Raw genomic sequence first — 21,871 nt, 5'->3', positions numbered from 1 at the left:
GCCTGCTCGCGTTGCTTACTTCGCCTTCAGGAAGTCGGCGACTTCGAGCAGCACGAACTCGTTGTCGTCGGCCTTGTTCGGCTCACGGCTCGACGAGAACGGCAGGTTGTTGTCGTTGCCGACGATGATGTGGGTGGCATCAACCTGGTCGACGTTCTCGATGGTGAAGAACGGGAAGGTCAGCACGCCGTCGTTCAGCGGCTTGCGGGCCAGCTTGTTCGGGTCCTGGATCTTCATCAGGTCGATGAAACCAATCTTGCGAACGGGCTTGCCGACATTGGCGTCGTTCAGTTCGATCTTGTAGACCTTCTTGAACTTGGCGAGATCCGGGAAGCAGTCTTCACCGCGCTTGCCGTCGGCGCAGGCCTTGTCCTTGGTGCCTTCGCCGTTGTCACGCTCGATGATCAGGCCGTTGTCGGCGGTGATCATGTTGAAATCGCCGATGGCATTGCCGTTCTGTTCGAACACATACTGCCAGTAGCGACCGGTGAACTTCTCGTTGGCGACGTCGAATTCCAGGATGCGCGAAGCTTCCTTGCCGTCGACCTTCTCCCAATCCTTCTTCTCGGCATCCCAGATCGGGCCTTCGAGCAGGCCGTAGAGGAACTTGCCATCCTTGGAGGAGGCGAAGCCTTCATAGCCCTTGGAGCGGCGCAGGTTGACCGTGGTGTAGGTGGCGCCCGGCGCACCCGGCGACTGCACCGACCAATGGTCCGGTGAACGCACCGGCTTGCCGTCGGCGACGGTGTCAAACACAGCCAGCACCTTGCCGGTCTTGTCGGCCTTGATGATGTAGGGGCCGAATTCCTCGCCGATCCAGAAATTGTCGCCGACGATCTGGAAACCCTCGGTGTCGACATCGGCGCCGGTCAGGTAGCGCTTGGCGGTGTCTTCATGGACGATGCGGAACGGCACCTTCTTGTCGGGATCGTGCAGGAACACGGTGGCCTGACGCTCGACCTTGCCGTTCTTCCAGTCGATCTTGTGGTGATTGAGATAGATCATGTAGTCGGCCGAATTGTAGCGCGAGCCGGCGCCGTTGTCGGTCAGCACCCAGAACGAACCGTCGGGCATCACCTTGATGCCGGAATGGCCCTGCAGCGGCTGGCCCTTCATCGGCAGCGAGATGCCGGTGGCGCGCTCATAGGACTTGCCCATCACGGTGCCGAGCGCGTCGACGCGCTTGCCGGTGGTGTATTTGCCCGAGGTCTTCAGGTCGTTCGGCGCATCCGCAGGCGCATCGATGGTCGACGTCGCCGGCAGCACGGCATGGCCGGCGAGCTTGGCGGGGAATTCACCTTCGGTCTGGGCGAAAGCGGCGGATGTGAGCATGACGAGGGAAGCGACGGAGCAGAGGAATGTGCTGCGCATGGTGTGTCTCCTTGTGGTGACCATGCGGCGTGTTCTGAGGCGCGGGCGTTACGCTGCGCTGACAGTTCCGTGACAAGAAAATGACGAGAGGGGAAAACCCTGCGACATGCAGTCGCCGAGTCTGCGGGTTAGGCGCGGTTCCTCTTCGTTCAACCCACGCAAAACCATCGTCATGGCCGGGCAAAGCGCGAAGCGCGGCTTCGCTGGATGTCCCGGCCATCCACGTCTTCTTTGTGGCCGAGACGTAGATACCCGGCATTCGCCGGGCATGACGAACATACCTGCCGTGCGGTTCTATCTGAAATGCGCCTACTGCTTCTCGATCCCCGCATCCGTGATCAGCTTCTCCCACACCTTGAGCTGATCCTTCAGGAAGGCGTCGAACTCTTCCGGCGTACCGGAGAAGGCTTCCATGCCGCGGTTGGCGAGGTCTTTCTGGATCTCGGGGCGTTCGACGATCTTGCGGATTTCGGCGTTGAGCTTGACGACGATGTCCTTCGGCATGTTGGCCGGCCCGAGATAGCCCTGCCACGAGGTGATGTCGAAGCCCTTCACGCCGGCCTCGTCCATGGTCGGCAGATCCGGCAGAAGCTTGGAGCGATATTTCGTGGTCACCGCGAGCGACTTCAACGCCTTGGCGTTGACATGCGGCAGGCCGGTCGGGACATCCACGAACATCATGCTGACACGGCCGGCGATGACATCGGTGAGCGCCGGTGGTGAGCTCTTGTAAGGCACGTGCAGGAGATCGAGCTTGGCGAGGCGGGCAAAGGTCGCGCCCGAGACGATCGCCGACGAACTGCCCGATGCGTAGGAGTACTTGCCCGGCTCTTTCTTGGCGAGCGCGATCAGCTCTTCCACGGAGTTGGCGGGAATCTCGGGATTGATCACGAGCATGAAGGGCAGGTCGCCGGTGCGCGCGATCGGCGTGAAATCCTTGATCGGATCATAGCTCATGGTCTTGAGCAGAAAAGGATTGGCCGAATGCGTCGTGTTGGTCGTGACGAACAGCGTGTAACCGTCGGCGGGGGCGCGGGCGACGAAACTGGCGGCGATCGAGCCATTGGCGCCGGCCTTGTTGTCGATCACGGTGTTGGCGTTCAGTGCGGTGCCGAGTTCCTTGGCGATCAGGCGCGTCGTGGTGTCGGTGCCGCTGCCTGCGGCGAAAGGGAGCACCAGCGTGATCGCCCGGTTTGGATAATTCGCGGTTTGTGCGATGGCATCTGGGGTCGCCAACAGCAGCGCTCCGATAAACGATGCGCTCGCCACACCGCGAAGAACTGAAAGTCCGTGCATTCCGCTTTTCTCCCTGAATCGGCTTTGGTAGCCCATATTTGTTGCGGGCAAACTAGCGGAGGTCGGTGACACACGGAAGCGGAAAGGTATGCAGTTCAGGTGAGTGCGCTGTCGATGGTGTAGGCCATGCATCGACGTCTGCAGCACCGGGTCGACCTTATCGCGTTCGTGAGTGACAGCACTTGCCGACGGCCGCTGATCCGCAGCATCTCCGCGTCGGGGTCGGTGCGAATGCTGGGCCAAAGCTCCGGAGCACGCACGGTCGTTTCGTCGCGGTCCTTCTCGTCCCCGCTATTGCTTCCCGACCAGCGGACAGGTTCAGCGCCGCGCAGACGCAAAGCTCTTTGACAAATGCAAAGCAGCTCCTATATAAATTAGAATAATTCTAAATTAAGTAAGGCATTGATATGAAGGCGTTTTCGGAGCTCACCGAACGCGAGGTGCTGGCGGTTGCGATCTCCAGCGAGGAAGAGGACAGCCGGATCTATCTCAGCTTCGCCGAGGATCTGGCAGAGCGCTATCCCGATTCCGCGAAAGTCTTCAGCGAGATGGCCGAAGAGGAAAAGGGCCATCGGCATCTGCTGTTGCAGATGTATGAGGAGCGCTTCGGACCGAACCTTCCGCCGATCCGGCGCGAAGACGTCAAGGGCTTCATCCGCCGCCGACCAATCTGGCTCACGCGTAACCTGTCGCTCGACACCATCCGCAAGGAGGCCGAGAGGATGGAGTTCGAGGCCGAGCGCTTTTACGCCAGGGCCGCCGAGCAGGCGACGGATGTCGGCGTTCGCAAGTTGCTGGGCGATCTGGCCGAGCTGGAAAAAGGACACGAGCATCTCGCGGCCAAATTATCGAATGCCATCCTGACGTCCGACGTTCGTACGGTGGAGGACAACACCCGCCACCGGATGTTCGTCCTGCAATATGTCCAGCCAGGTCTTGCGGGCTTGATGGACGGCTCCGTATCGACGCTGGCGCCGCTGTTTGCGGCCGCGTTTGCAACACATCACAACTGGCAGACATTCCTTGTTGGCCTTGCTGCGTCGATCGGCGCCGGCATCAGCATGGGTTTCGCCGAAGCATTGTCGGACGATGGCTCCATGACCGGACGCGGCTCGCCGTGGTTGCGTGGCGGCATCTGCGGGCTGATGACGACGCTGGGCGGTCTCGGCCATACTCTGCCTTATCTCGTGCCGGACAGCTGGCCGAATGCATTCTGGATCGCGACGGCCATCGCGGGTGTTGTCGTTTTTTTCGAACTCTGGGCCATCGCCTATATCAGGGCGCGCTATATGGATACGCCGTTCCTGCAGGCCGTCTTTCAGGTGGTGCTTGGCGGCGTGATCGTTCTGGCGGTGGGAATATTGATCGGAGGCGCGTAGTGGGTGGGGAGGCGTCAGATGGCGTCGTTGCGCGGGATGGCGTAGGTTCTATGCGCGGGAAACCCTGCTGCTCGTCCCGCCGATGATGAGTGTGTGCGATGCATGATCGCGGCAGGTGCGATCGCGGGCAGCTTACGGGTGAAGGAGCGTCCCATGTACGCTGCCATTCGTCAGAGCAAGGCAAAGACCGGCATGGCTGAGGAACTGACGCGCAGGATCAAGGAAGGTGCCATTCCGATCATCAGTGATGTCGAAGGTTTCATGGCCTATTATGTGGTCTATGCGTCCGACGATACGGTGACGGCGATCAGCATCTTCAACAATTTCGCGGGCGCCGAGGAGTCGAACCGACGCGGGCTCGCATGGAGCGAACAGAATCTGGCGCCCTTGCTGATTGGACCAGCTACAGCGATAGCCGGGCCGGTTATCGTTCATACGTTGGCATAACGCGCGCGAGACAGGTGCTATGCCGGACGGTGGCATGTGCGCGTAGATTACTCGCTAGATTCTCAATCTCCCAGCAGGCGCTTCGCGCCGGCGATTGCGCGGCGCGCGACTTCTTCGGGGCCGCGCTCCCGGGTCAGCGCATCCATCGGCACTTCGAGCGCGACCGGAATATGCTTCGGCAGGTGCGCGGCGATGGCGCAGAGGTCGATGCCGCCGTCGCCGGGTGGCAGCCGTTCAGCGCGCGCGGTGTGCAGCAGGCCTTCCACCGTGCCAGGCTTCTCCGCCGGAGCATCGCAAAAATGGAAAAACGGCAGCAAGCGCGATGGCATGTCGTCGAGTTCGGCGAGGCTGCTGTCGGAGCGGTCGAAATGCAGCGTATCGACAAGGATACCCGCATTGGCGCGGCCTGCGGTCTCGACGATGGCGCGCGCCTTGTGCAGGTTCGACACATTGGTCCAGGGAAAGAACTCCATCACCGGCATGATGCCGTATCGCGCCGCAAGATCGGCGATGGCCGCCAGTCGGTCGGCGAGGCGGGACAAGTCGGGATCATAGGGCGCGATGATGACATGGCGGGCTCCGAGCTCCGCGCCGGCGGTGAGTATCGGCTCAAGCGCCGCGACGTCGATCCCGGGCGTGATCTTGACGAGTTCAATATCGAGCACGTGCAGTCCGGTATCGGCGAGACGCGCCTTGGTTTGCCGCATCATCGCCTTGTCGTTCATCAGCGGGTAGCCAGGGCTTTCCGCGGTCACGGCGATCAGTCTCAGTCCGACACTCCGGTAGCCGCAGCGCGCGGCAACATCGATCATCTCTGGCGGCGCCAGCGATAGCACGGTGAGGTGGGCAAGCGAGAAAACGGTCATGTGATGTTTCTACTCCCGATGTCAGGCTGGCCGGAGCGGATGTTCGGTCTATCGCCGTGATGCGATGAATACGCCCGACAGCACCAGCACGTAACCGATAAGGTGAAACAGTTGCGGCTGTTCGCCGAGAAACGCGATGGCCAATACCGATCCGAACACCGGCATGAGATGCAGAAATGGTGCCGCCCGATTCGGGCCGATCAGCGCGATGCCGCGATTGAAGAACAGATAGGCCAGCGCCGACGGAAAGATCATGGCATAGGCGAGCGTCAGCAGCGTTACGGTGTCGAAGATCAGCGGTGAACCGGAATTGAGTTCCCAGATGCTGACCGGCAGGGTCAGGATCGCGCCGCCGGCGGTGGTGAAAGCAATCAGCGACATCGGATGCGTCACCGGTCGCCGCAGCATCAGCGCCGAATAGATGCCGAACACCAGGAGCGCTGCGAACAGCATCGCATCTCCCTTGTTGATCTGGATACTGGCTAGCGCGGTGAGATCGCCGCGCAGGATGATGATCAGCACGCCGGCCATGGAAACCACGATGCCGAGCAGTTGCGCCAGCGTCAGTCTCACGCCGAACAGGATCAGCGTCCACAGCGCGACGCAGAGCGGGCCCGACGACTGGATCAGCAGCGCATTCAGGGCCTGCGTGTATTTCAGGCCCCAATAGGCCAGTACCGTATTGGCAGCGAAGCCGGTCAGCGCCAGCGTCGTCATGAGAGAAAGCTGGGCGCGGAGAACCGGCCAGTCCGTGCGCAGATGCGTCCAGGCGAAGGGCAGCAACAGGAAAAAGGCTCCGATCCAGCGCACGCAGGCCAGCGTCACCGGCGGGACGTGGCCGGCGACATAGCGGCCGAGCACGATATTCCCGGCCCAGAACAGCGAGGTGAGGCTGAGCAGGAGATAAGGCTGGTTGGCGAACCAGCCGACGATCGTTTGTCGCGGCGGAGCGGAAGGGGTCATCGGCTCGATGGTCAATGCAGCTTTCCATAGGCGGCAGTTCGCCGGGTGGCACAAGCCACGCTGGCGCGCGGGCACCATGCGCGGCAACGGAGCGCGCATCGGTGGATGCATCGAATGGACGCCGAGAATGAGCTTCGATTCAGGTATTCAGATGCCGAAAATCACGCAAAATCAGACGATTATACCTTCTCCGCCAGGCGAACATTAACTGCTTTCGAACGGCTAGCCGATAGAACTGAATCATAATGATGGAACTTGTTTCTTGAATTGCGGGTCCGGATACCTCGTCGGCGTTGTGCAGTGAGTGTGTCTGGAGCCGTTCGGCTTTGAGCGCATGACCGAGGGGTCGGCGCGACAGGAGATCGCAATGCCGTTGTCCGCCTCCCAACCCAAACCCGGCCGCCGCCGGGGTCTCGGTCTTGGCCCGCGCATCATGTTGATGACGGTCTCCGGCATTCTCATCCTCGGCATCTGCATCACGTTGGTCGCCAAATATGTGCTCGAACAGGGCGCCGCCAAATCCGCGACGGAGCGGGTCGAGACCAACATGCGCGTCGCCTGGAACGTGCTGCGTGAGAGCGGCGACAAGTACAGTATCGCGGATGGCAAGCTGCTGGCGGACGGCAAGCCGCTGAACGGCAATTTCGCAGCGGTCGACAAGATCAAGACGCTGGTCGGCGGCACCGCAACGATCTTCATGAATGATACCCGCATCTCCACCAACGTGATGAAGCCGGATGGCACCCGTGCCATCGGCACGCAGCTGGCGAAAGGGCCGGCCTATGACGCGGTCTTCAATGGCAAGACCGCGTTCCGTGGTGAAGTGGCTATCCTCGGTGAGCCGTATATGACTGTCTATGATCCGATCTTCGACGCCAGCCGCAACGTGATCGGCATTCTCTATGTGGGCATCAAGAAGGTCGAGTTTCTCGAAACCGCCAACGACACGCTCTGGACCATTATCTATGCGACGCTCGGCGTGATGCTGCTCGCCATCATTGTCAGCTATGTTGTGGCGCGCAGCAGCGTGGTGCGTCCGTTGAAGGCAAGCATCGCCACGATGAACAACCTCGCCAAAGGAGACCTCACCGTCGACGTTCCGGCAAGCAAGCGCGCCGACGAGATCGGGGAGATCATGACGGCGCTGAGTGTATTCAAGGAGAACGGCCTCGAAGTCGAGCGCATGAAGGTCGCGCAGATCGCTACGGAAAGCCGCACGGCCGAACAGCGTAAGGCGGATATGATGAAGCTTGCCGCCGATTTCGAGGGCGCCGTCGGTCAGATCGTCGAGACCGTATCGTCTGCTTCGAAGGAACTGGAAGGTTCGGCCACCACATTGACGGCAACCTCGGAGCGCTCACAGGTTTTGGCGGTGGCTGTATCGGCGGCATCGGAAGAAGCCGCGACCAATGTGCAGTCGGTCGCATCCGCCACCGAGGAAATGTCGTCGTCCGTGCACGAGATCAGCCGCCAGGTGCAGGGCGCCGCGCGCATTGCCAGCGAGGCCGTTGCGCAGGCTGACAATACCAACAACCGCGTCAGCGAACTGGCGACGGCCGCGGCACGCATCGGCGATGTCGTCGAGCTGATCAACAATATCGCCGGGCAGACCAATCTACTCGCGCTCAACGCCACCATCGAAGCGGCGCGCGCCGGTGAGGCCGGTCGCGGCTTTGCGGTGGTCGCCGCGGAAGTGAAAGCGCTGGCCGAGCAGACCGCGAAGGCCACTGGCGAGATCAGCCAGCAGGTCAGCGGCATCCAGAAGGCGACCGAGGATTCGGTGTCGGCTATCAAGGAGATCTCCATGACTATCGGTCAGATGTCGGAGATCGCGTCGGCCATCGCATCGGCCGTTGAAGAGCAGGGCGCTACCACGCAGGAGATTTCGCGCAACGTGCAGCAGGCCGCAGCAGGCACCATGCAGGTGAGTTCGAACATCACCGATGTGCAGCGCGGTGTCGAAGAAGCAGGTTCCGCCTCGTCGCAGGTCCTGTCCGCAGCGCAGTCGCTGTCGAGCGAGAGCACGCGACTGAAGCATGAGGTCGGCAACTTCCTACGCTCGGTGCGTGCCGCGTAACTATCCACCGCGAAAGAAAAAATGGCATGCGCGAAGGCGTCCCAATTATTTCCGGGCAGAAATAATCGTCGCGCCTTGGCTGCATCTTGCTGAGAAAAATACCCGCTGAGTTTAGAACCATTAAAATCTGCGGCAGTGATGTCACACTGCCGCAGAATGCTTGTTGTTTGGAACGCTTCTATTGGCGGTGACGCTGCCGTCCCTCTAACCCCGATCCATCATATGAGGCATCCATCATCGCATATGTCGATGTGGATGAGATTTTGGGGATCACCTTGAACAACACCATTCGTCTGTCGCGTCTCGCGCTTCTGTCGTCGGTCTGTGCGCTTAGCGTCGTCACGCTCGATACTTCGCTGGCGCAGTCCAGTTCCACGCAGAGCGGCGCGCAGCCGCTGCCGCCTGTGGTCGTCAATCAGCCCAACCAGCAGCGTCGCCGTGCCACAGCTGCGCCGAGCCGCGCGCCGCGTGTCCGCACGGCAGTCGCGCCGCGTCCGGTTGCTCCGCGCCAGACCAATGTATTCGTGGAAAGCCCGCGCGGTCCGATCCAGGGCTATGTCGCCAATCGCAGCTCGACCGGCACCAAGACCAATACGCCGATCAATGAAACGCCGCAGGCGATCTCGGTGATCGGTGCGGAACAAATCCGCGATCAGAAGCCCCGTAGCTTCGACGACGTCCTGCGCTATGCGCCCGGCGTGTTGGCCGGCACCTTCGGCTCCGACTTCCGCAACGACTGGTTTCTGATCCGCGGCTTCAAGTCCGACGACAACAGCGTGTTTCTCGATGGCATGCAGCTGTTCTACACGTCCTATGCGAGCTGGAAGCTGCAGCCCTCCAACATGGAGCGCGTCGAAATCCTGCGCGGCCCGTCGGCGATCCTGTATGGCGGCTCCAGCCCGAGCGGCATTGTCAATGTCGTCAGCAAGACGCCGCAGGCCGATCCGATCCGCTACATCGAGACCGGCGTCGATAACTTTGGCAATGCCTATATTGGTTTCGACATCAACACACCGATCAAGCTGGCGCCGGGCAATGGCGAACTCTACACTCGCGTCGTTGGCCAAGTGCAGAACGGCGGAACGCAGACCGACTTTACGCCGAACAACAACTACTTCATCGCGCCGTCGGTGACCTGGAAGCCGGATGTCGACACCACGCTGACGATCCTCGCTTCGGCCTCGTATAACGAGACGCGTGCAGCGCAGTTCCTGCCTTACGTCGGAACCGTCACCGGAGCTCCCTTCGGTCGCATCCCGACCAGCTTCTTCGGCGGCGAACCGAATTTCGACAAGTTCAAGCGCGAGCAGGAAATGCTCGGTTACCAGTTCGAGCGCAAGCTGTCGGATAGCGTCACCTTCCGGCAGAACGCGCGCTTCGCCCATGTGGATGTGAACTACACCGGTGTCACCGGCAGCGGTTACGCCAATCAGACCACGGGGGATCTCGCTCGTTTTCCATTCGGCACACGCGGTATCGCCAACCAAGCGCAGATGGATAGCCAGGTCGAATATCGATTCAACACCGGCATCCTCAGCCACACCACGTTGTACGGCCTCGATCTGAAATATTATCAGATCAGTGATCGTCAGGCCTTCGCCTTCACCAGCGGTCCGATCAACGTCCTCAATCCAGTATATACCGGTGCGACGCTCACTGCCGCGCCGTACCGCGACTCGCAGCTGACCCAGCAGCAGCTCGGCGTATACTTGCAGGACCAGATCAAGCTCGATCGCTTCACGCTGGTGCTCTCCGGCCGTAATGACTGGGTCGATACCAATGATGTCAGCCGCATTGCCGGCACCGCACCGCTTGGACGCAGTGCCAGCGCGTTCAGCGGGCGTGCCGGCCTGATCTACAATTTCGACAACGGCCTCGCGCCCTACATCTCCTATGCAACGAGCTTCAATCCGGTCATCGGGGTCAATGGTTCGGGACAGCTACTGCTGCCGGAAACGGGTCAACAGACCGAGGTCGGTGTCAAGTTCCAGCCGGTCGGCTTTGACGGTCACTTCGGCTTCGCCTATTTCGACCTGAAGCGGCAGAATGCGCTCACGACCGATCCCACCAACGTGCTGATTCCGACCCAGAGCGGCGAAGTGACGTCGCGCGGTATTGAACTCGAGGCTGTGGCCAATCTGGCGCCCGGCTTCAAGGTGCTCGGGTCGTTCACCCACTACCATCTGTTCGTCAGCAAGGACTTCGATCCGACGCTGATCGGCAAGACGCCGACCAACACGCCGCAGCAACTTGCATCCGGCTGGGCGGACTATACTTTCCAGGATGGCTGGCTGCGCGGCTTCGGCTTCGGCGGCGGTGTGCGTTATGTCGGCGGATCCTTTGCCGACCAGGCCAACACGCTCGCCGTGCCATCGCGAATTCTGGGTGATCTCGCGGTCCACTACGATTGGCAGAACTGGCGCTTCGCCGTTAATGCCAACAATGTGACCGATGAAATCTATGTGGCGAGCTGCGCGGGCCCTACGTCCTGCTTCTACGGCGATCGCCGCCGCGTGACCGGCAGCATCGGCTACAAGTGGTAACGGTACGGGCGAGCGAAACGGCACGGCAATAGGTCGCTGTACGTCACGCTCGCCGCACGGTCGCCACGTCAAAATGATCTGCTCATGTCGTCTCCGGCTCGCCGGAGACGACATTTTTAGTAGTTGAAGAAGGATCGATCCCCTGAAAGCGCGTACTGCCCGCATCTGGTCGCTGATCCACAAATGGACCAGCCTTGTCTCGACCGTCTTTCTGCTGCTGCTGTGCCTCACGGGCCTGCCGTTGATCTTTCATCATGAGATCGACGAGGCGCTCGGCTATGCGCCGAAGATGGATGTGCATGTGCCGGGCGCGGCGAAGCTCAGTCTCGATGCCATCGGCCGCGCCGCGATCACGGATCATCCCGGCAGTGTGTTGCTCTATATGGCCTGGGACAAGGACGAGCCCGGTATGGTCTCGACCTTTACCAACACGTCGGTGACCTCCGATCCGCAGACCACGGTGGTGAAGGCATTCGATGCCTTTACGGCGAAGCCGGTGGGTCTGCTCGGCACGGGCCCGATGCTGGTGATGCTGCGGCTGCATACCGACATGTATCTCGGGCTTCCCGGCAAATGGTTCATGGGCGTTATGGGTTTCCTCTTCATGATCGCCATCATCTCCGGCGTGGTGCTGTACTGGCCGTTCACCCGCCGTCTGAATTTCGCGGCGATCCGCAAACAGAAATCGCACCGGGTCTTGTGGCTCGACTGGCACAATCTGCTTGGCGCGGTCACCATCGTGTGGGCGCTGGTGGTCGGCGGTACCGGCGTTATCAATGCCTATGCCGAAGTCATGCTCGGCATCTGGCAGCGTAATGAACTGGCTGCCATGGCTGCGCCCTACGCCGGCAAGCCGGCACCGGCGCAGCTCGCGTCGCTGGACAAGGTTGTCGGCAATGCCATGAAGACGACGCCCGGCATGGATCCAGCCTTCATCGCATTCCCCGGCACGCCGTTCACATCGACGCATCATTTTGCGGTCTTCCTGCGTGGCGATACCCCGCTGACGTCGCGGCTGGTGAAACCTGTGCTGCTCGATGGCGAGACCGGCGAGGTGTCCGACACCAGCGAGCTGCCGACCTATCTGAAAGCCGTGCTGGTCTCGCAGCCGCTGCATTTCGGCGACTATGGCGGCATGCCGCTGAAGATCATCTGGGCGCTGCTCACGGTCTTCACGATCATCGTGCTTGGCAGCGGGCTGTATCTGTGGGCGGTCAAGCGCAGCAAGGTCAGGCGCGGGGCGCGGCTGTCTGCCGGCGCGACGGCAGCACTTGGACGATCGTCATGAGCGAGGCGCCGCAGCACAGAGCGAGCTGGTGGCGCGTGTTCGGCGCGCCGATCGTCATTGGCGTTTTATCGCTGGCAGGCTTGCTGTCGGCGCTGCTCGCCGGCGATCCCGGCCGCTATTTTGCGTGGTTCGGCGTCGGGCTGCCGATCGCGATCGTGATGTGGGCGTATTGCCGAAAGTGACAAGGGAGAGTGGCGGATCAGCGAAGCGCAATCCGCCACGTCTCCGACATCGTAACGCCTGCGACGGATTACGCCTTCGGCTAATCCGTTATTGGCCTATGAGGTTACCAGCGCCGATCCCAGTTATTGTTCCAGCCGTTGTTCCATCCATTGTCCCAGTCGTTGGGCTGACCGCGCATCGCGCGGCTCTGCCCGCGGCGCTGGTCGCCATAGGCCAGCATCGGGTTCTGCATGCAGTCGCCGCGCTGGCCGCTCACGGTGGCCATGCACTGGTTATAGGAGGTGAACGTACAGCTCGGATTGAAGCCGGTGGCCGAGGTGCGCGAGCACCACGGATATTCGCGGGCCATGGAGGGCGTGGCGCCCATCACGACCAGAAGTGCAGCTGCTGCTAGGATTGAGCGCATTTCGATTCTCCCTTGAGGTCTGAAATCGATAATGCGCAGCTTACATCGCCGTTCCCGCCTGCGACAGCGGGTCATGATCACACCGGCATACCCAAGCTTCAAACCGCGGTGATGCGCATCAGTCCGTCAGTGTGGCTGCCATCGCATCGAGCGCTGCCCGTGCGGCCTCCGGCGCAATCTCGATCTGCAGCCCGCGCTGGCCGCCATTGAGATAGATCGTATTTTCCGACAATGCCGCCTGCTCCATGGCGACCGGCACGCGCTTCTTTTGTCCGAACGGGCTGATGCCACCGACGTGATAGCCGGTTATCCGTTCGGCGTCGGCCGGGCGCATCATCTTCGCGCTCTTGCCGTGAAACGCTCCGGCGAGCTTCTTCATGCTGACCTCCTTATCGGAGGGCACGACGACGCAGACCGGCTTGCCATCCACCTCGGCCATCAGCGTCTTCAACATGCGCTGCGGCGCAATGCCGAGTGCCTCCGCTGCCTGCAGGCCTATGCTCTCGGCGTCGGGATCGTAGTCGTAGGTATGCAGGGTGAACGCGGCGCCGAGCTTGCTCAGCGTCTGCGTGGCGCGGGTGGTTTTCGACATGGAGTGCTCAAGCAGTGGTGAATTCAGACGACCTCGGACACGGGCTGCATGTCGATAGCAAAACTTTCGAGGAATTTCGAGGTCATGATGTAGAAGCCGACCGCGAGCTGCAATTCCACCAGCGCGCCGGGCGCCAGCTTGGCTGCGATCGCCTTGAAGGTCGCGTCGGTGGGGCGATGCAGTTTGACGATCTCATCGGTGAACGCCAGCGCCGCGCGCTGCGTGTCATCGAAACATGTCGCCGCCTGCCAGTCGTCCAACGCGGCGTTCTGTTCGTTTGACACACCGACATAGCCGCCGATGCGCTTGTGCGCGGCGACTTCATAAGGCGCCTCGCAGAGAATGCCGGTGCGGGTGATCGCCAGTTCGCGGATGACGGGATCGAGCTCGCCCTTGTTGCGGATGGCGCCGCCGAGCCGGCAATATTGTTCGAGGTAGCTGGGCGAATGCGCCATCATGCGGAAGATGTTGGCATTGCGGTTCTTGCCGAGGATCTCGCGGGTGCGTTCGCTGGCTGTGGCGGGATCGCTGTAGTCGATGCGGGCCATGGGTCCTCCCTTGAGATCGCCGTCGCGGCCTCCTGATGGGGCGCGTTCGGGCGAATGGCCGTGCCGTTGTAGCCGAGCAGGGATAGCTCTGCCAGATCGCGATCGTCAGGCCCGCGTGTCGTATTCAACATTGCAGGCGCCTGCACATGGTGATCAAAGGGGGCGTCCGCCATTCTGGCAGAGCCGCGCGTTGGTTCCGATTCAATGACAAAAAGAAAAGACCCAAAGGACGTTTTGAGCGACGTTGCACCTCGCAAGACAGGTATTCGACTGTTCGTCCCCATCCTGGCGGGGGCACGGCTTGGCGAGCGCATGATTGCTTGCCTGGGTGCACTGCTGGGTATCGTGCTCACGGGATTGATCTGCCGATCTGTGCTGGGCGACAGCTCCAGCCTGCCGCTGATCGTGGCGCCGCTGGGCGCTTCCGCTGTGCTCCTCTTTGCAGTCCCGACCAGTCCGCTGGCCCAGCCTTGGGCGATCATTGGTGGCAATACCATCTCGGCTCTGATCGGCGTCGCTGTCGCGCATGTGGTGCCCGATCAGATCCTGGCGATCGGCTTCGGCGTATCACTCGCCATCGCCGCGATGTCCTTTGCGCGCTGCCTGCATCCGCCCGGTGGCGCGACGGCCCTGACGGCCATCATCGGCGGGCCAATCGTTACGTCATCTGGTTATCTGTTTCCATTCGTGCCTGTCGGCCTGAACTCGGTGCTTCTGGTCGGGCTGGGCTATCTGTTCCACAAGATCTCGCGGCGGACCTATCCTCACAGGGCGCCGGTGCCATCAGCAAATCCGCATCAGACGTCGGACATCAGCCCGGAGCTGCGGGTCGGCTTTCGCGCCGAGGATATCGACAAGGCGCTGGAAGCGCTCAGCGAGACTTTCGATATCAGCTCCGACGATCTCGAAACGCTGCTGCGGCAGGTCGAGCTGCAAGCCATGTTGCGCTCGCACGGCACGATCCTGTGCGGAGACATCATGTCGCGCGATGTCGTCACGGTCGGATTGCGGGATAGTGCCGAACTGGCCCGCTCGCGGCTGCTCTTGCACAATGTCCGCACGCTCCCTGTCCTGGGCATGCAGGGACAGCTCGTCGGAACGGTCGGCCTCCGCGAGCTGATGAAAGAATCGGGCGATGTCGGAAAATCCATGTCGCCCGCAGCGACGGCGACGATGCAGACGCCCGCGGTGACCTTGCTGCCGACGCTGACCGATGGACGAACGCACGCCGTCATCATCGTCGATCAGGACCGCATGATTCAGGGGCTGATCACCCAGACCGATTTGCTCAGCGCCGTCGCGAAGCTTGTTCCTGTTGCCGTGTAGGCGATTGTGCACCTGCAAGTCCGCGGACGGAATGAAGCTGCAATTCGGTTGAACAATCTGTAGCTGGAGATATGGTTCTCGCGCAGCGTTAAAACTCACAGTGAGGCCGTCATGCGATCTTCACGAATTCCCGTTCTGAAGTTTGTGCTTGGCCTGGGCATATTCGCCGTTGCGTTTTGCAGTGCGGGCGTCATCGCAGAGGAGGGACGGGCTGTCTTGTGGCCGACCCAGGGCTGGCAGACATCCACGCCCGAAGAGCAGGGCGTGGACCCGGCAGCGCTCGCCGCACTGCTGGAGCTCGGAAGCCGCAACGATTTCGACAGCCTGCTGATCGTGCGTCATGGCAAGATCGTTCTGGATGCCTATTACGCGCCTTACACTGCCGATCTGCCGCACGTGGTCAATTCCGTCACCAAGGCCGTCATCGGCACGCTGACATCGATGGCGTTGCAGGATGGTCTCCTGAAGGGCACGGAGCAGCGGATGCTGGCATTCTTCGGCGAGCGCAGTGCTGCTAACCTTGATGACAACAAGAAGGCGATCACGCTTCAAAGTCTGTTGGACATGACGTCCGGACTGGCGCGGGACGGCCGGGCCGGTGTCAACCGTTCATTGGAGTCGACGGCCGGCATGGAGCGGAGCCGGGACTGGATCCAGTACATTCTCGATCGTCCGATGGCTGCTTCGCCGGGAGAGGGCTTCAATTACGATAGTGGAAATGCACATCTGCTATCGGCCATCCTTGCCAAAGTGACCGGCATGAGTGCGGAGGATTACGCGAAAGCGAAGCTGTTCGGTCCGTTGGGCATCACGGCGTGGAAATGGTGGCGCGATCCGCAGGGCATCTCGACCGGCGGATACGGCCTGGCGCTGCATCCGCGCGACATGGCGAAATTCGGCTATCTGTATCTGCACAACGGGACGTGGGAGGGCAAACCGCTGGTGTCGCCCGCCTGGATCGACAGAGTGAGCCACGCCACGGTGGACATGAAGCTCTCCTTTGCGCCGGAGTTTCGCTATTCGAACTTCTTCTGGGCGCGACCTGACCGCAATGTCTATTGGGCGAGCGGGCTGCACTGTCAGCTTGTGATGGTCTATCCAGCACTGGACCTCGTTGCCGTGACGACCGGCCGAGACAATTGCCCGGTGACCGACATCGTGGACGCCATCCCAAAGGCTGTCAGGTCCGAGACGGCAATACAGCCGGACCCTGCCGGCACTGCGCGACTCGCAAGCGTTGTTCGCGCTATTTCAACCGAGGCACAGGTGGAAGTTAAGGACGCGCCTCCGATCGCCTCGGCGGTATCAGGCAAGACCTACGCCTTTCCGTCCAATCCTCTCGGTGTGAAGTCGCTGTCGCTGACATTCGTGGGCTCCCATCCACATTATGATTTCGAAATCTATAGTCGCAATCCCACAAGAGGGGCTGAGAAAATCAGTGGCCCTCTCGGGCTCGACGGACGGTATCGCAGAGGGACGCCAATGGCATTTGGGGTTATTGCAGTGAAGGGGAGGTGGCTCGACGAACATGCGTTCGAAATCGAGCGCAGGACCCTCGGCGAGGACGGCCGTCCGCGGACGTGGACGCTGTCATTCGATGGCGACAAGGTCAGTCTTCGCGGCAAGAACTATGAAGGTGTCGATGTCGCAGTCGACGGACAGTCGGGCGGTTGATCGCCGAAAGGCACGGGAAGCTCTGTGGCCTCCCGTGCATATTGCGGCTCATACCGGCATGATGCCCGGTGCCTGACGCGGCCATTTGGCGATAACCTCAGGCGCGACGTTGAGATGTTGTGCGACGAGAGCCGGCGGCGTGTGCGTCAACCAGTCGGACAGCGACACTTCCTCGTAATGCGCCGCGCGGAACACCTCGATGAATTGCAGGTCGGTGTCGCCGGTGTTCTCGATATAGTGGCCGAAGTTGCGTTTGACGTAGCCGACATCGCCCGGCGTGAAGTCGATGGTGGTGGCGTTCGGGCCGGAATTGAACAGCGTCATCCGCGCGCGGCCCGCGAGATAGTACTGCCACTCGTCGGCATTCGGGTGCCAGTGCATCTCGCGCATGCCGCCGGGCTTCACCGTCACCAGCGCCACCGCAATCGTCGCCGAAGCGGTGAAGTTGCTGGTATCGGCAATCCGGATCTCGCCGTTGCGTGTCGATTTGACCGGCTTGGACGATCCCAGCGAATAGGTGAACGGATAGAGCGCAACATCCGCATCGCGATAGGACGAGGCCTGATCGGCCGCGAGCGAACCGGGAACCGTGCCCTGGAAGATCCAGAGATTTTGCAGCGGGATTTTCGCGAAGCTTTCGACCGGCACGCCGAAATTCTTGGCGAGGATTTCCGGCGGCGTATGCGCAATCCAGTCCGACAGCAGCAGCGTATTGAACTCGTTGGCCTGACCGTCATCGAAGCAGATCACGAATTCGCAGCCATCGGGGCCAAGGCCCTGCAGCGAATGCGGCGCGCCGGACGGGAAGTACCAGAGGTCGCCCGCGCTGACGTCGGCGACATAGGGCCGGCCCTGATTGTCGAGCACGGTGACGCGGCACGAGCCGTAAGTCATGATCGCCCATTCGCCGGCCTGATGCCAATGCATCTCGCGGATGCCACCGGCGGTGAGCCGCATATTGACGCCGGAGATCGTGGTCGAGATCGCAAAGTCTGCTTGCGTCACCTGCCGTGCCCAGCCGCCGTTCTGGATGCGCCGCGGTGCATTGTTGAACGTCGCCCATGGTAGCGCCATGCCCCCGATATCGGTCGCCGGCGGCAATTGCGAGGATGGGAACTGGCCGGCGATGATGGGATTTTGTGGGCCGGGATCGCTCAGATTATTCGGCCCCTTGGCGTTGATCGCGCCCTGCGGCGGCAGATCCGGATTGCCGAATGTGGCGGCCTGTGCCGATGCTGCGGCGGTCATCACGATGCCCGATGCTGTTGCGGCCATGAGATCTCTCCGTGAGAACATGGGACGTCCTCCTGTTGCGACGCAGATCTGCGTCATGATTGTCGGATCGATGAAAGCGATGCGCGCCGGGTACGCCCGACGCGCGCTGTTAAGGGGAAAGAAACAGCTCTACTTCTTGACGCCTGCGGCTGCGAGGATCAGGTCGGCGACTTCCTTCGGGTGCGACACCAGCGAGAGGTGGCCGGCATTGAGTTCGATCGTCGTCGCATTCATGCGCTTGGCGAGGAAACGCTCGAGATCGGGATTGATCGTCTTGTCCTCTTTCGACACCGCATAGAATGATGGCTTGTCATGCCACGCAGCTGCGGTGGTGCGGCCTGCGAAGATCGATGCGGCGGTCGAGCCCTGCACAGCATAGAGCACTTCGGCCTGCTTGCGCGGAACGCCATTGGCGAAATATTTCAGGAACGAGTCTTCGGAGAGCTGGGTGTAGCCATCATGGGTCTGGATTCCGGCGCGCACCTCGCCCGTCGGGAATTTGCCGGACAGCGCCACGAAGTCCTCATTGGCGTCCGGCGCGCGGGCTGCGACATAAACCAGCGCCGAGACCTTCGGGTCGGTGCCGACGTCGCTGATCACCGTGCCGCCCCAGGAGTGGGCGACCAGCACGGTCGGGCCGTCCTGCAGCGCCAATGCGCGGCGCGTCGCGGCATTGGAGTCGTCCAGCGAGCTCAGCGGATTTTGCACGGCCGTCACATGGAGGCCTGCCTTCTGCAACAGCGGAATGACTCCGGCCCAGCTCGATCCGTCGGCCCAGGCGCCGTGCACCAGAACCACGTTCTTGGCTTTCACGGGCGCTGCGGTTGCAGCCTGCGCCATCGGCGCCGTCAGCAGGCACATGGTCGCCATCAGCATCGCACGCAGCGTCATCTTGGAGAGGGAGTTCATCAGCATGGTATCACCATTCGGTTGCCCGGCGATTGTTTCGGCCGGAGGGACAAGGGAAGCATGGATGTTGCACTTGACGGGCTCGCGCCGGTCAGCTCGAACGGGAGCGGATCGGCATGACATTATCTGGTCTATGGGATGGCGAGGCCGCGGTGAATCGGACGGTGGTGTGCAGCCGGCATACCTAGGTTTATGGCTACGAATACGCAGGGCCGGCGCCGACTGTTACGTCGGTGAACCCGGCGGTAACGGAATGGTGAGGGCTACAGCATGATCGACTATGTCACCGTGGATGTGTTCACGGACCAGCGTTTCGGCGGCAATCCGCTGGCAGTCGTTCCGGATGCGCGCGGCATCGACGATGCGCTGCTGCAGAAGATCGCCACCGAGTTCAACTATTCGGAAACGACCTTCGTGTTTCCCCCGGATGATCCCGCACATACCGCACGCGTTCGCATCTTCACGCCGACCACTGAAATCCCTTTCGCCGGTCATCCCAATGTCGGCACCGCCTTCGTGCTTGGCCGCCAGGGCAGGGCCTTCGGCAGGCCTGTCGGCGATCACATGGTGTTCGCCTCGTCCATCTCGATCTGCTGCGCGATGGTGGCGCGATTGTTGGCACCGGCTTCGTCGCGCCGCAGCCACTCACGATGCATGGTGAGATTGACCGTGGCATGATGGCCGCCTGCGTATCACTCGCGCCCGATGCCATCGTCACGTCAACGCACGGGCCGCGCATGGTGTCCGTCGGTCTGCCTTTCGCGGTGACCGAACTCGCCAGTCTCGATGCGTTGGCGTCCGCACGGCCAAACACAACGGCCTTCGAGCAGGCCGAACGGAAACACCGGCATCACGACGATCGTTTTTCGGCCTTCATCTATGTCCGCACCGGCGATGGTTTCGATCACCTGCGCGCGCGGATGTTCGCGCCGCTCGACAATGTCCCCGAAGATCCGGCCACCGGGAGCGCCTCCGCGGCGCTCGCGGCCTATCTCGTCACGCTCGACCCGCGCCGCGATGCGGTCTGTGGCATCACCATCGAGCAGGGCGTTGAGATGGGGCGCCGCAGCCTCATTGAGGTTGGAGTGCACAAAGCCGAGGGGCAGGTGCAGAGCGTTCGCATTTCCGGCCGTTGCGTGCCGGTGATGCAGGGCCGTATCGACCTGTAAGCTGAATCACGCATCGCCCGGCAGATCTTCCACGCGCCACAGGGCCAGCGACTTGTCGGCATAGTCGCCGCCAGCTTCCGTACAGCTTTCGTTGATCACTGCTAAGGGAGCAGGAAACAGGAACGGTGCGTACTGCAGATTGAGCACGCGCCAGTCACCGTCCTCGATATCGCGATTGGCTGATGCGTCGGGAAATGTCGTGGTCAGCAGCCAGCGGGTGCCAGAGCGTTTCAGATTGGCGATGGCGCGGTGGATGTTGGCGAATGACAGATGCACAAGGCAGTCGCGGCACAACACCAGATCGGCAGCGGGCAGCGTATCGCTGACGAGATCGAGTCGGGCAAAATCGATATGGCCTGCATGGCCATAGTGCGCGGCATTGGCCGCCACGATATCCGGAACGATATCGGCGCCGAGATAGCGGATACCGCCGAGGTCCATCTGCGCCATCCAGGTGAAATCGCCGCAGGGCAGATCGAGGATCGATTGCACCCGCAATCGCCGCAGCAATTGCGTGAGGTCGCGGCGGAGTGACATTGTTGCGTCGAGTTCGGAGCCGAGGCCGGATTGCGATTTTTCAGCGCCCCACAGATTGGTGCGATAGATCAGCTCGAAACGCGTGGTGAGATCGAGCCCGTCGAATTCGCAGCGCCGCTCGGCGAAGCGAATTTCGGCCAGAACCCGTGTGCGTCGCCTCGATCTGTCCATTCGCGTGCCCGCTGCAGCAACGGTAAATCAGAGTTCCGTAGCCAGCTTCGATCTGAAGTTCAGCGTTGTAAATGCTCGTTAAACACGCTCTGGAATCATTGTTCTTGTAATTCGGCTGAAATCGTCTATATTGCAGTTATTCGAATATATGCTCTGGCTTGTTGACCGCGCCGTAATCGGCTCCATTCCCCAAGACATCGTTGAAATCGGATCGGGCTCACGCGATGTCGCGTAGGGCTCGCGCATTCGCACATCTTGGAGAATAGTTATGGCAGTCGGTACAGTTAAGTGGTTCAACGCGACCAAGGGTTTCGGTTTCATTCAGCCTGATGACGGCGGCCAGGATGTGTTCGTTCACATCAGTGCAGTCGAGCGCGCTGGATTGGGTTCGCTCAATGAAGGCCAGAAGGTTTCTTTCGAAGCCAAGGCTGACAAGATGCGCGGCAAGACCAGCGCGGAAGATCTCCGCGCGATCTGAGCTTGAAGGTCCTGAAATTTCCACGGATGTACTGGGATTTCTCGACCGACAAGTTTTGCGTCGTCTGATAGATTTTGAATGACTGAAGCCCGCCGGTGATCATCACCGGCGGGCTTCATGCTATACGCATGATCATACGCCTGATTTCAGCGTCCGATATGAGGATCGATCAAGATGATTGAACGTCTGGATACGCTCAAGGCGGCGCATATGCGCATGATCGAGGAACGTGATGCGCACGCGAAAGTGCTAGCGGCACCCTTCAACCGCGATAATGCGGAACGGGCTCGCATGAAGTTTGTCGAGATTCAGAACGTGATCGACGCCATCGATCGCGCTATCCTGGGTGAGCAACCCGTCCAATAGCGCCGGC

General features: G+C 61.2%; 20 protein-coding genes and 1 pseudogene. 11 read left to right on the top strand and 10 right to left on the bottom strand.

Going from position 1 to position 21,871, the window contains the following annotated elements:
- Nucleotides 1-15 precede the first annotated feature (15 nt).
- A complete protein-coding gene (locus AB7951_RS21650; protein ID WP_093759289.1) occupies nt 16-1,371 on the bottom strand; it encodes an esterase-like activity of phytase family protein in 1,356 nt (451 codons plus the stop codon).
- Between the two features lie 309 nt (nt 1,372-1,680).
- Entirely contained in the window at nt 1,681-2,667 is a 987-nt protein-coding gene (locus AB7951_RS21645; RefSeq protein ID WP_120288638.1) for a Bug family tripartite tricarboxylate transporter substrate binding protein, read from the bottom strand.
- A gap of 407 nt (nt 2,668-3,074) precedes the next feature.
- Here AB7951_RS21645 and mbfA point away from each other — a divergent pair, with 407 nt between their 5' ends.
- Entirely contained in the window at nt 3,075-4,046 is a 972-nt protein-coding gene (gene mbfA, locus AB7951_RS21640; protein WP_439062382.1) for an iron exporter MbfA, read from the top strand.
- Nucleotides 4,047-4,199: 153 nt separating this feature from the next.
- The gene (locus AB7951_RS21635; protein WP_089263582.1) at nt 4,200-4,493 is read left to right on the top strand and encodes an antibiotic biosynthesis monooxygenase; all 294 of its coding nucleotides are present in this window, start codon (nt 4,200-4,202) and stop codon (nt 4,491-4,493) included.
- A gap of 62 nt (nt 4,494-4,555) precedes the next feature.
- On the opposite strand, the gene AB7951_RS21630 is transcribed toward AB7951_RS21635, so the two are convergent.
- A complete protein-coding gene (locus AB7951_RS21630) occupies nt 4,556-5,359 on the bottom strand; it encodes a sugar phosphate isomerase/epimerase family protein (RefSeq protein ID WP_439062383.1) in 804 nt (267 codons plus the stop codon).
- A 48-nt stretch (nt 5,360-5,407) separates the two neighbouring features.
- Nucleotides 5,408-6,322, bottom strand: a complete 915-nt coding sequence (locus tag AB7951_RS21625; protein WP_439062714.1) for a DMT family transporter — start codon at nt 6,320-6,322, stop codon at nt 5,408-5,410.
- A 367-nt stretch (nt 6,323-6,689) separates the two neighbouring features.
- Here AB7951_RS21625 and AB7951_RS21620 point away from each other — a divergent pair, with 367 nt between their 5' ends.
- From AB7951_RS21620 to AB7951_RS21605, 4 genes are all read left to right on the top strand, one after another.
- Nucleotides 6,690-8,399: a methyl-accepting chemotaxis protein gene (locus AB7951_RS21620; protein WP_439062384.1), complete on the top strand. Its 1,710-nt coding sequence runs from the start codon at nt 6,690-6,692 to the stop codon at nt 8,397-8,399.
- A 275-nt stretch (nt 8,400-8,674) separates the two neighbouring features.
- Entirely contained in the window at nt 8,675-10,942 is a 2,268-nt protein-coding gene (locus tag AB7951_RS21615) for a TonB-dependent siderophore receptor (RefSeq protein WP_439057393.1), read from the top strand.
- A 133-nt stretch (nt 10,943-11,075) separates the two neighbouring features.
- The gene (locus tag AB7951_RS21610) at nt 11,076-12,230 is read left to right on the top strand and encodes a PepSY domain-containing protein (RefSeq protein ID WP_441256126.1); all 1,155 of its coding nucleotides are present in this window, start codon (nt 11,076-11,078) and stop codon (nt 12,228-12,230) included.
- Complete coding sequence (locus AB7951_RS21605; protein WP_439062385.1) at nt 12,227-12,412, top strand: hypothetical protein; 186 nt, start codon at nt 12,227-12,229, stop codon at nt 12,410-12,412. Before AB7951_RS21610 ends, AB7951_RS21605 begins: the two co-directional genes overlap by 4 nt.
- A gap of 104 nt (nt 12,413-12,516) precedes the next feature.
- Here the strand turns inward: AB7951_RS21605 and AB7951_RS21600 are convergent, their stop codons facing one another.
- From AB7951_RS21600 to AB7951_RS21590, 3 genes are all read right to left on the bottom strand, one after another.
- Entirely contained in the window at nt 12,517-12,819 is a 303-nt protein-coding gene (locus AB7951_RS21600; protein ID WP_093759283.1) for a DUF3551 domain-containing protein, read from the bottom strand.
- 118 nt (nt 12,820-12,937) lie between these two features.
- Entirely contained in the window at nt 12,938-13,411 is a 474-nt protein-coding gene (gene ybaK, locus AB7951_RS21595; RefSeq protein WP_439062386.1) for a Cys-tRNA(Pro) deacylase, read from the bottom strand.
- Between the two features lie 23 nt (nt 13,412-13,434).
- Nucleotides 13,435-13,959 carry a carboxymuconolactone decarboxylase family protein gene (locus AB7951_RS21590; RefSeq protein ID WP_439062387.1) on the bottom strand — a complete coding sequence of 175 codons (525 nt, stop codon included), beginning with the start codon at nt 13,957-13,959 and terminating at the stop codon, nt 13,435-13,437.
- Between the two features lie 204 nt (nt 13,960-14,163).
- On the opposite strand from AB7951_RS21590, the gene AB7951_RS21585 reads away from it, so the two are divergent.
- Nucleotides 14,164-15,285 carry an HPP family protein gene (locus tag AB7951_RS21585; RefSeq protein WP_439062388.1) on the top strand — a complete coding sequence of 374 codons (1,122 nt, stop codon included), beginning with the start codon at nt 14,164-14,166 and terminating at the stop codon, nt 15,283-15,285.
- A 111-nt stretch (nt 15,286-15,396) separates the two neighbouring features.
- Nucleotides 15,397-16,959: a serine hydrolase domain-containing protein gene (locus tag AB7951_RS21580; RefSeq protein WP_439062389.1), complete on the top strand. Its 1,563-nt coding sequence runs from the start codon at nt 15,397-15,399 to the stop codon at nt 16,957-16,959.
- Nucleotides 16,960-17,007: 48 nt separating this feature from the next.
- Here AB7951_RS21580 and AB7951_RS21575 read toward each other — a convergent pair whose 3' ends face one another.
- Together AB7951_RS21575 and AB7951_RS21570 are read right to left on the bottom strand one after the other, a co-directional pair.
- Nucleotides 17,008-18,255, bottom strand: a complete 1,248-nt coding sequence (locus AB7951_RS21575; protein ID WP_439062390.1) for a cupin domain-containing protein — start codon at nt 18,253-18,255, stop codon at nt 17,008-17,010.
- Nucleotides 18,256-18,363: 108 nt separating this feature from the next.
- Nucleotides 18,364-19,125 carry an alpha/beta fold hydrolase gene (locus tag AB7951_RS21570; RefSeq protein WP_439062716.1) on the bottom strand — a complete coding sequence of 254 codons (762 nt, stop codon included), beginning with the start codon at nt 19,123-19,125 and terminating at the stop codon, nt 18,364-18,366.
- A gap of 288 nt (nt 19,126-19,413) precedes the next feature.
- Between AB7951_RS21570 and AB7951_RS21565 the strand changes: the two are divergent.
- Nucleotides 19,414-20,312, top strand: a pseudogene (locus tag AB7951_RS21565) (PhzF family phenazine biosynthesis protein).
- 6 nt (nt 20,313-20,318) lie between these two features.
- Here AB7951_RS21565 and AB7951_RS21560 read toward each other — a convergent pair.
- Nucleotides 20,319-21,020 (bottom strand): class I SAM-dependent methyltransferase, encoded by a 702-nt coding sequence (locus tag AB7951_RS21560; RefSeq protein WP_439062391.1) that lies wholly within the window; start codon nt 21,018-21,020, stop codon nt 20,319-20,321.
- A 268-nt stretch (nt 21,021-21,288) separates the two neighbouring features.
- Between AB7951_RS21560 and AB7951_RS21555 the strand changes: the two genes are divergently transcribed.
- Nucleotides 21,289-21,498 carry a cold-shock protein gene (locus AB7951_RS21555; RefSeq protein WP_068731259.1) on the top strand — a complete coding sequence of 70 codons (210 nt, stop codon included), beginning with the start codon at nt 21,289-21,291 and terminating at the stop codon, nt 21,496-21,498.
- Nucleotides 21,499-21,672: 174 nt separating this feature from the next.
- Nucleotides 21,673-21,864, top strand: coding sequence for a hypothetical protein (locus AB7951_RS21550; protein WP_315840903.1), 192 nt, complete (start codon nt 21,673-21,675; stop codon nt 21,862-21,864).
- Nucleotides 21,865-21,871 lie beyond the last annotated feature (7 nt).

The sequence above is a fragment of the Tardiphaga sp. 285_C5_N1_2 genome, from assembly GCF_052076065.1.
GTDB classification, from domain to species: Bacteria; Pseudomonadota; Alphaproteobacteria; order Rhizobiales; family Xanthobacteraceae; genus Tardiphaga; species Tardiphaga robiniae.
The sequence above is the reverse complement of the archived record's forward strand: the minus strand, read 5'-3'. Positions and strand labels throughout refer to the sequence as shown.

Excerpts from the sequence above, each read along its gene's own strand:
- AB7951_RS21650 (WP_093759289.1), bottom strand. The coding sequence starts at position 1,371 with ATGCGCAGCACATTCCTCTGCTCCGTCGCTTCCCTCGTCATGCTCACA.
- AB7951_RS21645 (WP_120288638.1), bottom strand. The coding sequence starts at position 2,667 with ATGCACGGACTTTCAGTTCTTCGCGGTGTGGCGAGCGCATCGTTTATC.
- mbfA (WP_439062382.1), top strand. The coding sequence starts at position 3,075 with ATGAAGGCGTTTTCGGAGCTCACCGAACGCGAGGTGCTGGCGGTTGCG.
- AB7951_RS21635 (WP_089263582.1), top strand. The coding sequence starts at position 4,200 with ATGTACGCTGCCATTCGTCAGAGCAAGGCAAAGACCGGCATGGCTGAG.
- AB7951_RS21630 (WP_439062383.1), bottom strand. The coding sequence starts at position 5,359 with ATGACCGTTTTCTCGCTTGCCCACCTCACCGTGCTATCGCTGGCGCCG.
- AB7951_RS21625 (WP_439062714.1), bottom strand. The coding sequence starts at position 6,322 with ATGACCCCTTCCGCTCCGCCGCGACAAACGATCGTCGGCTGGTTCGCC.
- AB7951_RS21620 (WP_439062384.1), top strand. The coding sequence starts at position 6,690 with ATGCCGTTGTCCGCCTCCCAACCCAAACCCGGCCGCCGCCGGGGTCTC.
- AB7951_RS21605 (WP_439062385.1), top strand. The coding sequence starts at position 12,227 with ATGAGCGAGGCGCCGCAGCACAGAGCGAGCTGGTGGCGCGTGTTCGGC.
- AB7951_RS21600 (WP_093759283.1), bottom strand. The coding sequence starts at position 12,819 with ATGCGCTCAATCCTAGCAGCAGCTGCACTTCTGGTCGTGATGGGCGCC.
- ybaK (WP_439062386.1), bottom strand. The coding sequence starts at position 13,411 with ATGTCGAAAACCACCCGCGCCACGCAGACGCTGAGCAAGCTCGGCGCC.
- AB7951_RS21590 (WP_439062387.1), bottom strand. The coding sequence starts at position 13,959 with ATGGCCCGCATCGACTACAGCGATCCCGCCACAGCCAGCGAACGCACC.
- AB7951_RS21585 (WP_439062388.1), top strand. The coding sequence starts at position 14,164 with ATGACAAAAAGAAAAGACCCAAAGGACGTTTTGAGCGACGTTGCACCT.
- AB7951_RS21580 (WP_439062389.1), top strand. The coding sequence starts at position 15,397 with ATGCGATCTTCACGAATTCCCGTTCTGAAGTTTGTGCTTGGCCTGGGC.
- AB7951_RS21575 (WP_439062390.1), bottom strand. The coding sequence starts at position 18,255 with ATGTTCTCACGGAGAGATCTCATGGCCGCAACAGCATCGGGCATCGTG.
- AB7951_RS21570 (WP_439062716.1), bottom strand. The coding sequence starts at position 19,125 with ATGACGCTGCGTGCGATGCTGATGGCGACCATGTGCCTGCTGACGGCG.
- AB7951_RS21560 (WP_439062391.1), bottom strand. The coding sequence starts at position 21,020 with ATGGACAGATCGAGGCGACGCACACGGGTTCTGGCCGAAATTCGCTTC.
- AB7951_RS21555 (WP_068731259.1), top strand. The coding sequence starts at position 21,289 with ATGGCAGTCGGTACAGTTAAGTGGTTCAACGCGACCAAGGGTTTCGGT.
- AB7951_RS21550 (WP_315840903.1), top strand. The coding sequence starts at position 21,673 with ATGATTGAACGTCTGGATACGCTCAAGGCGGCGCATATGCGCATGATC.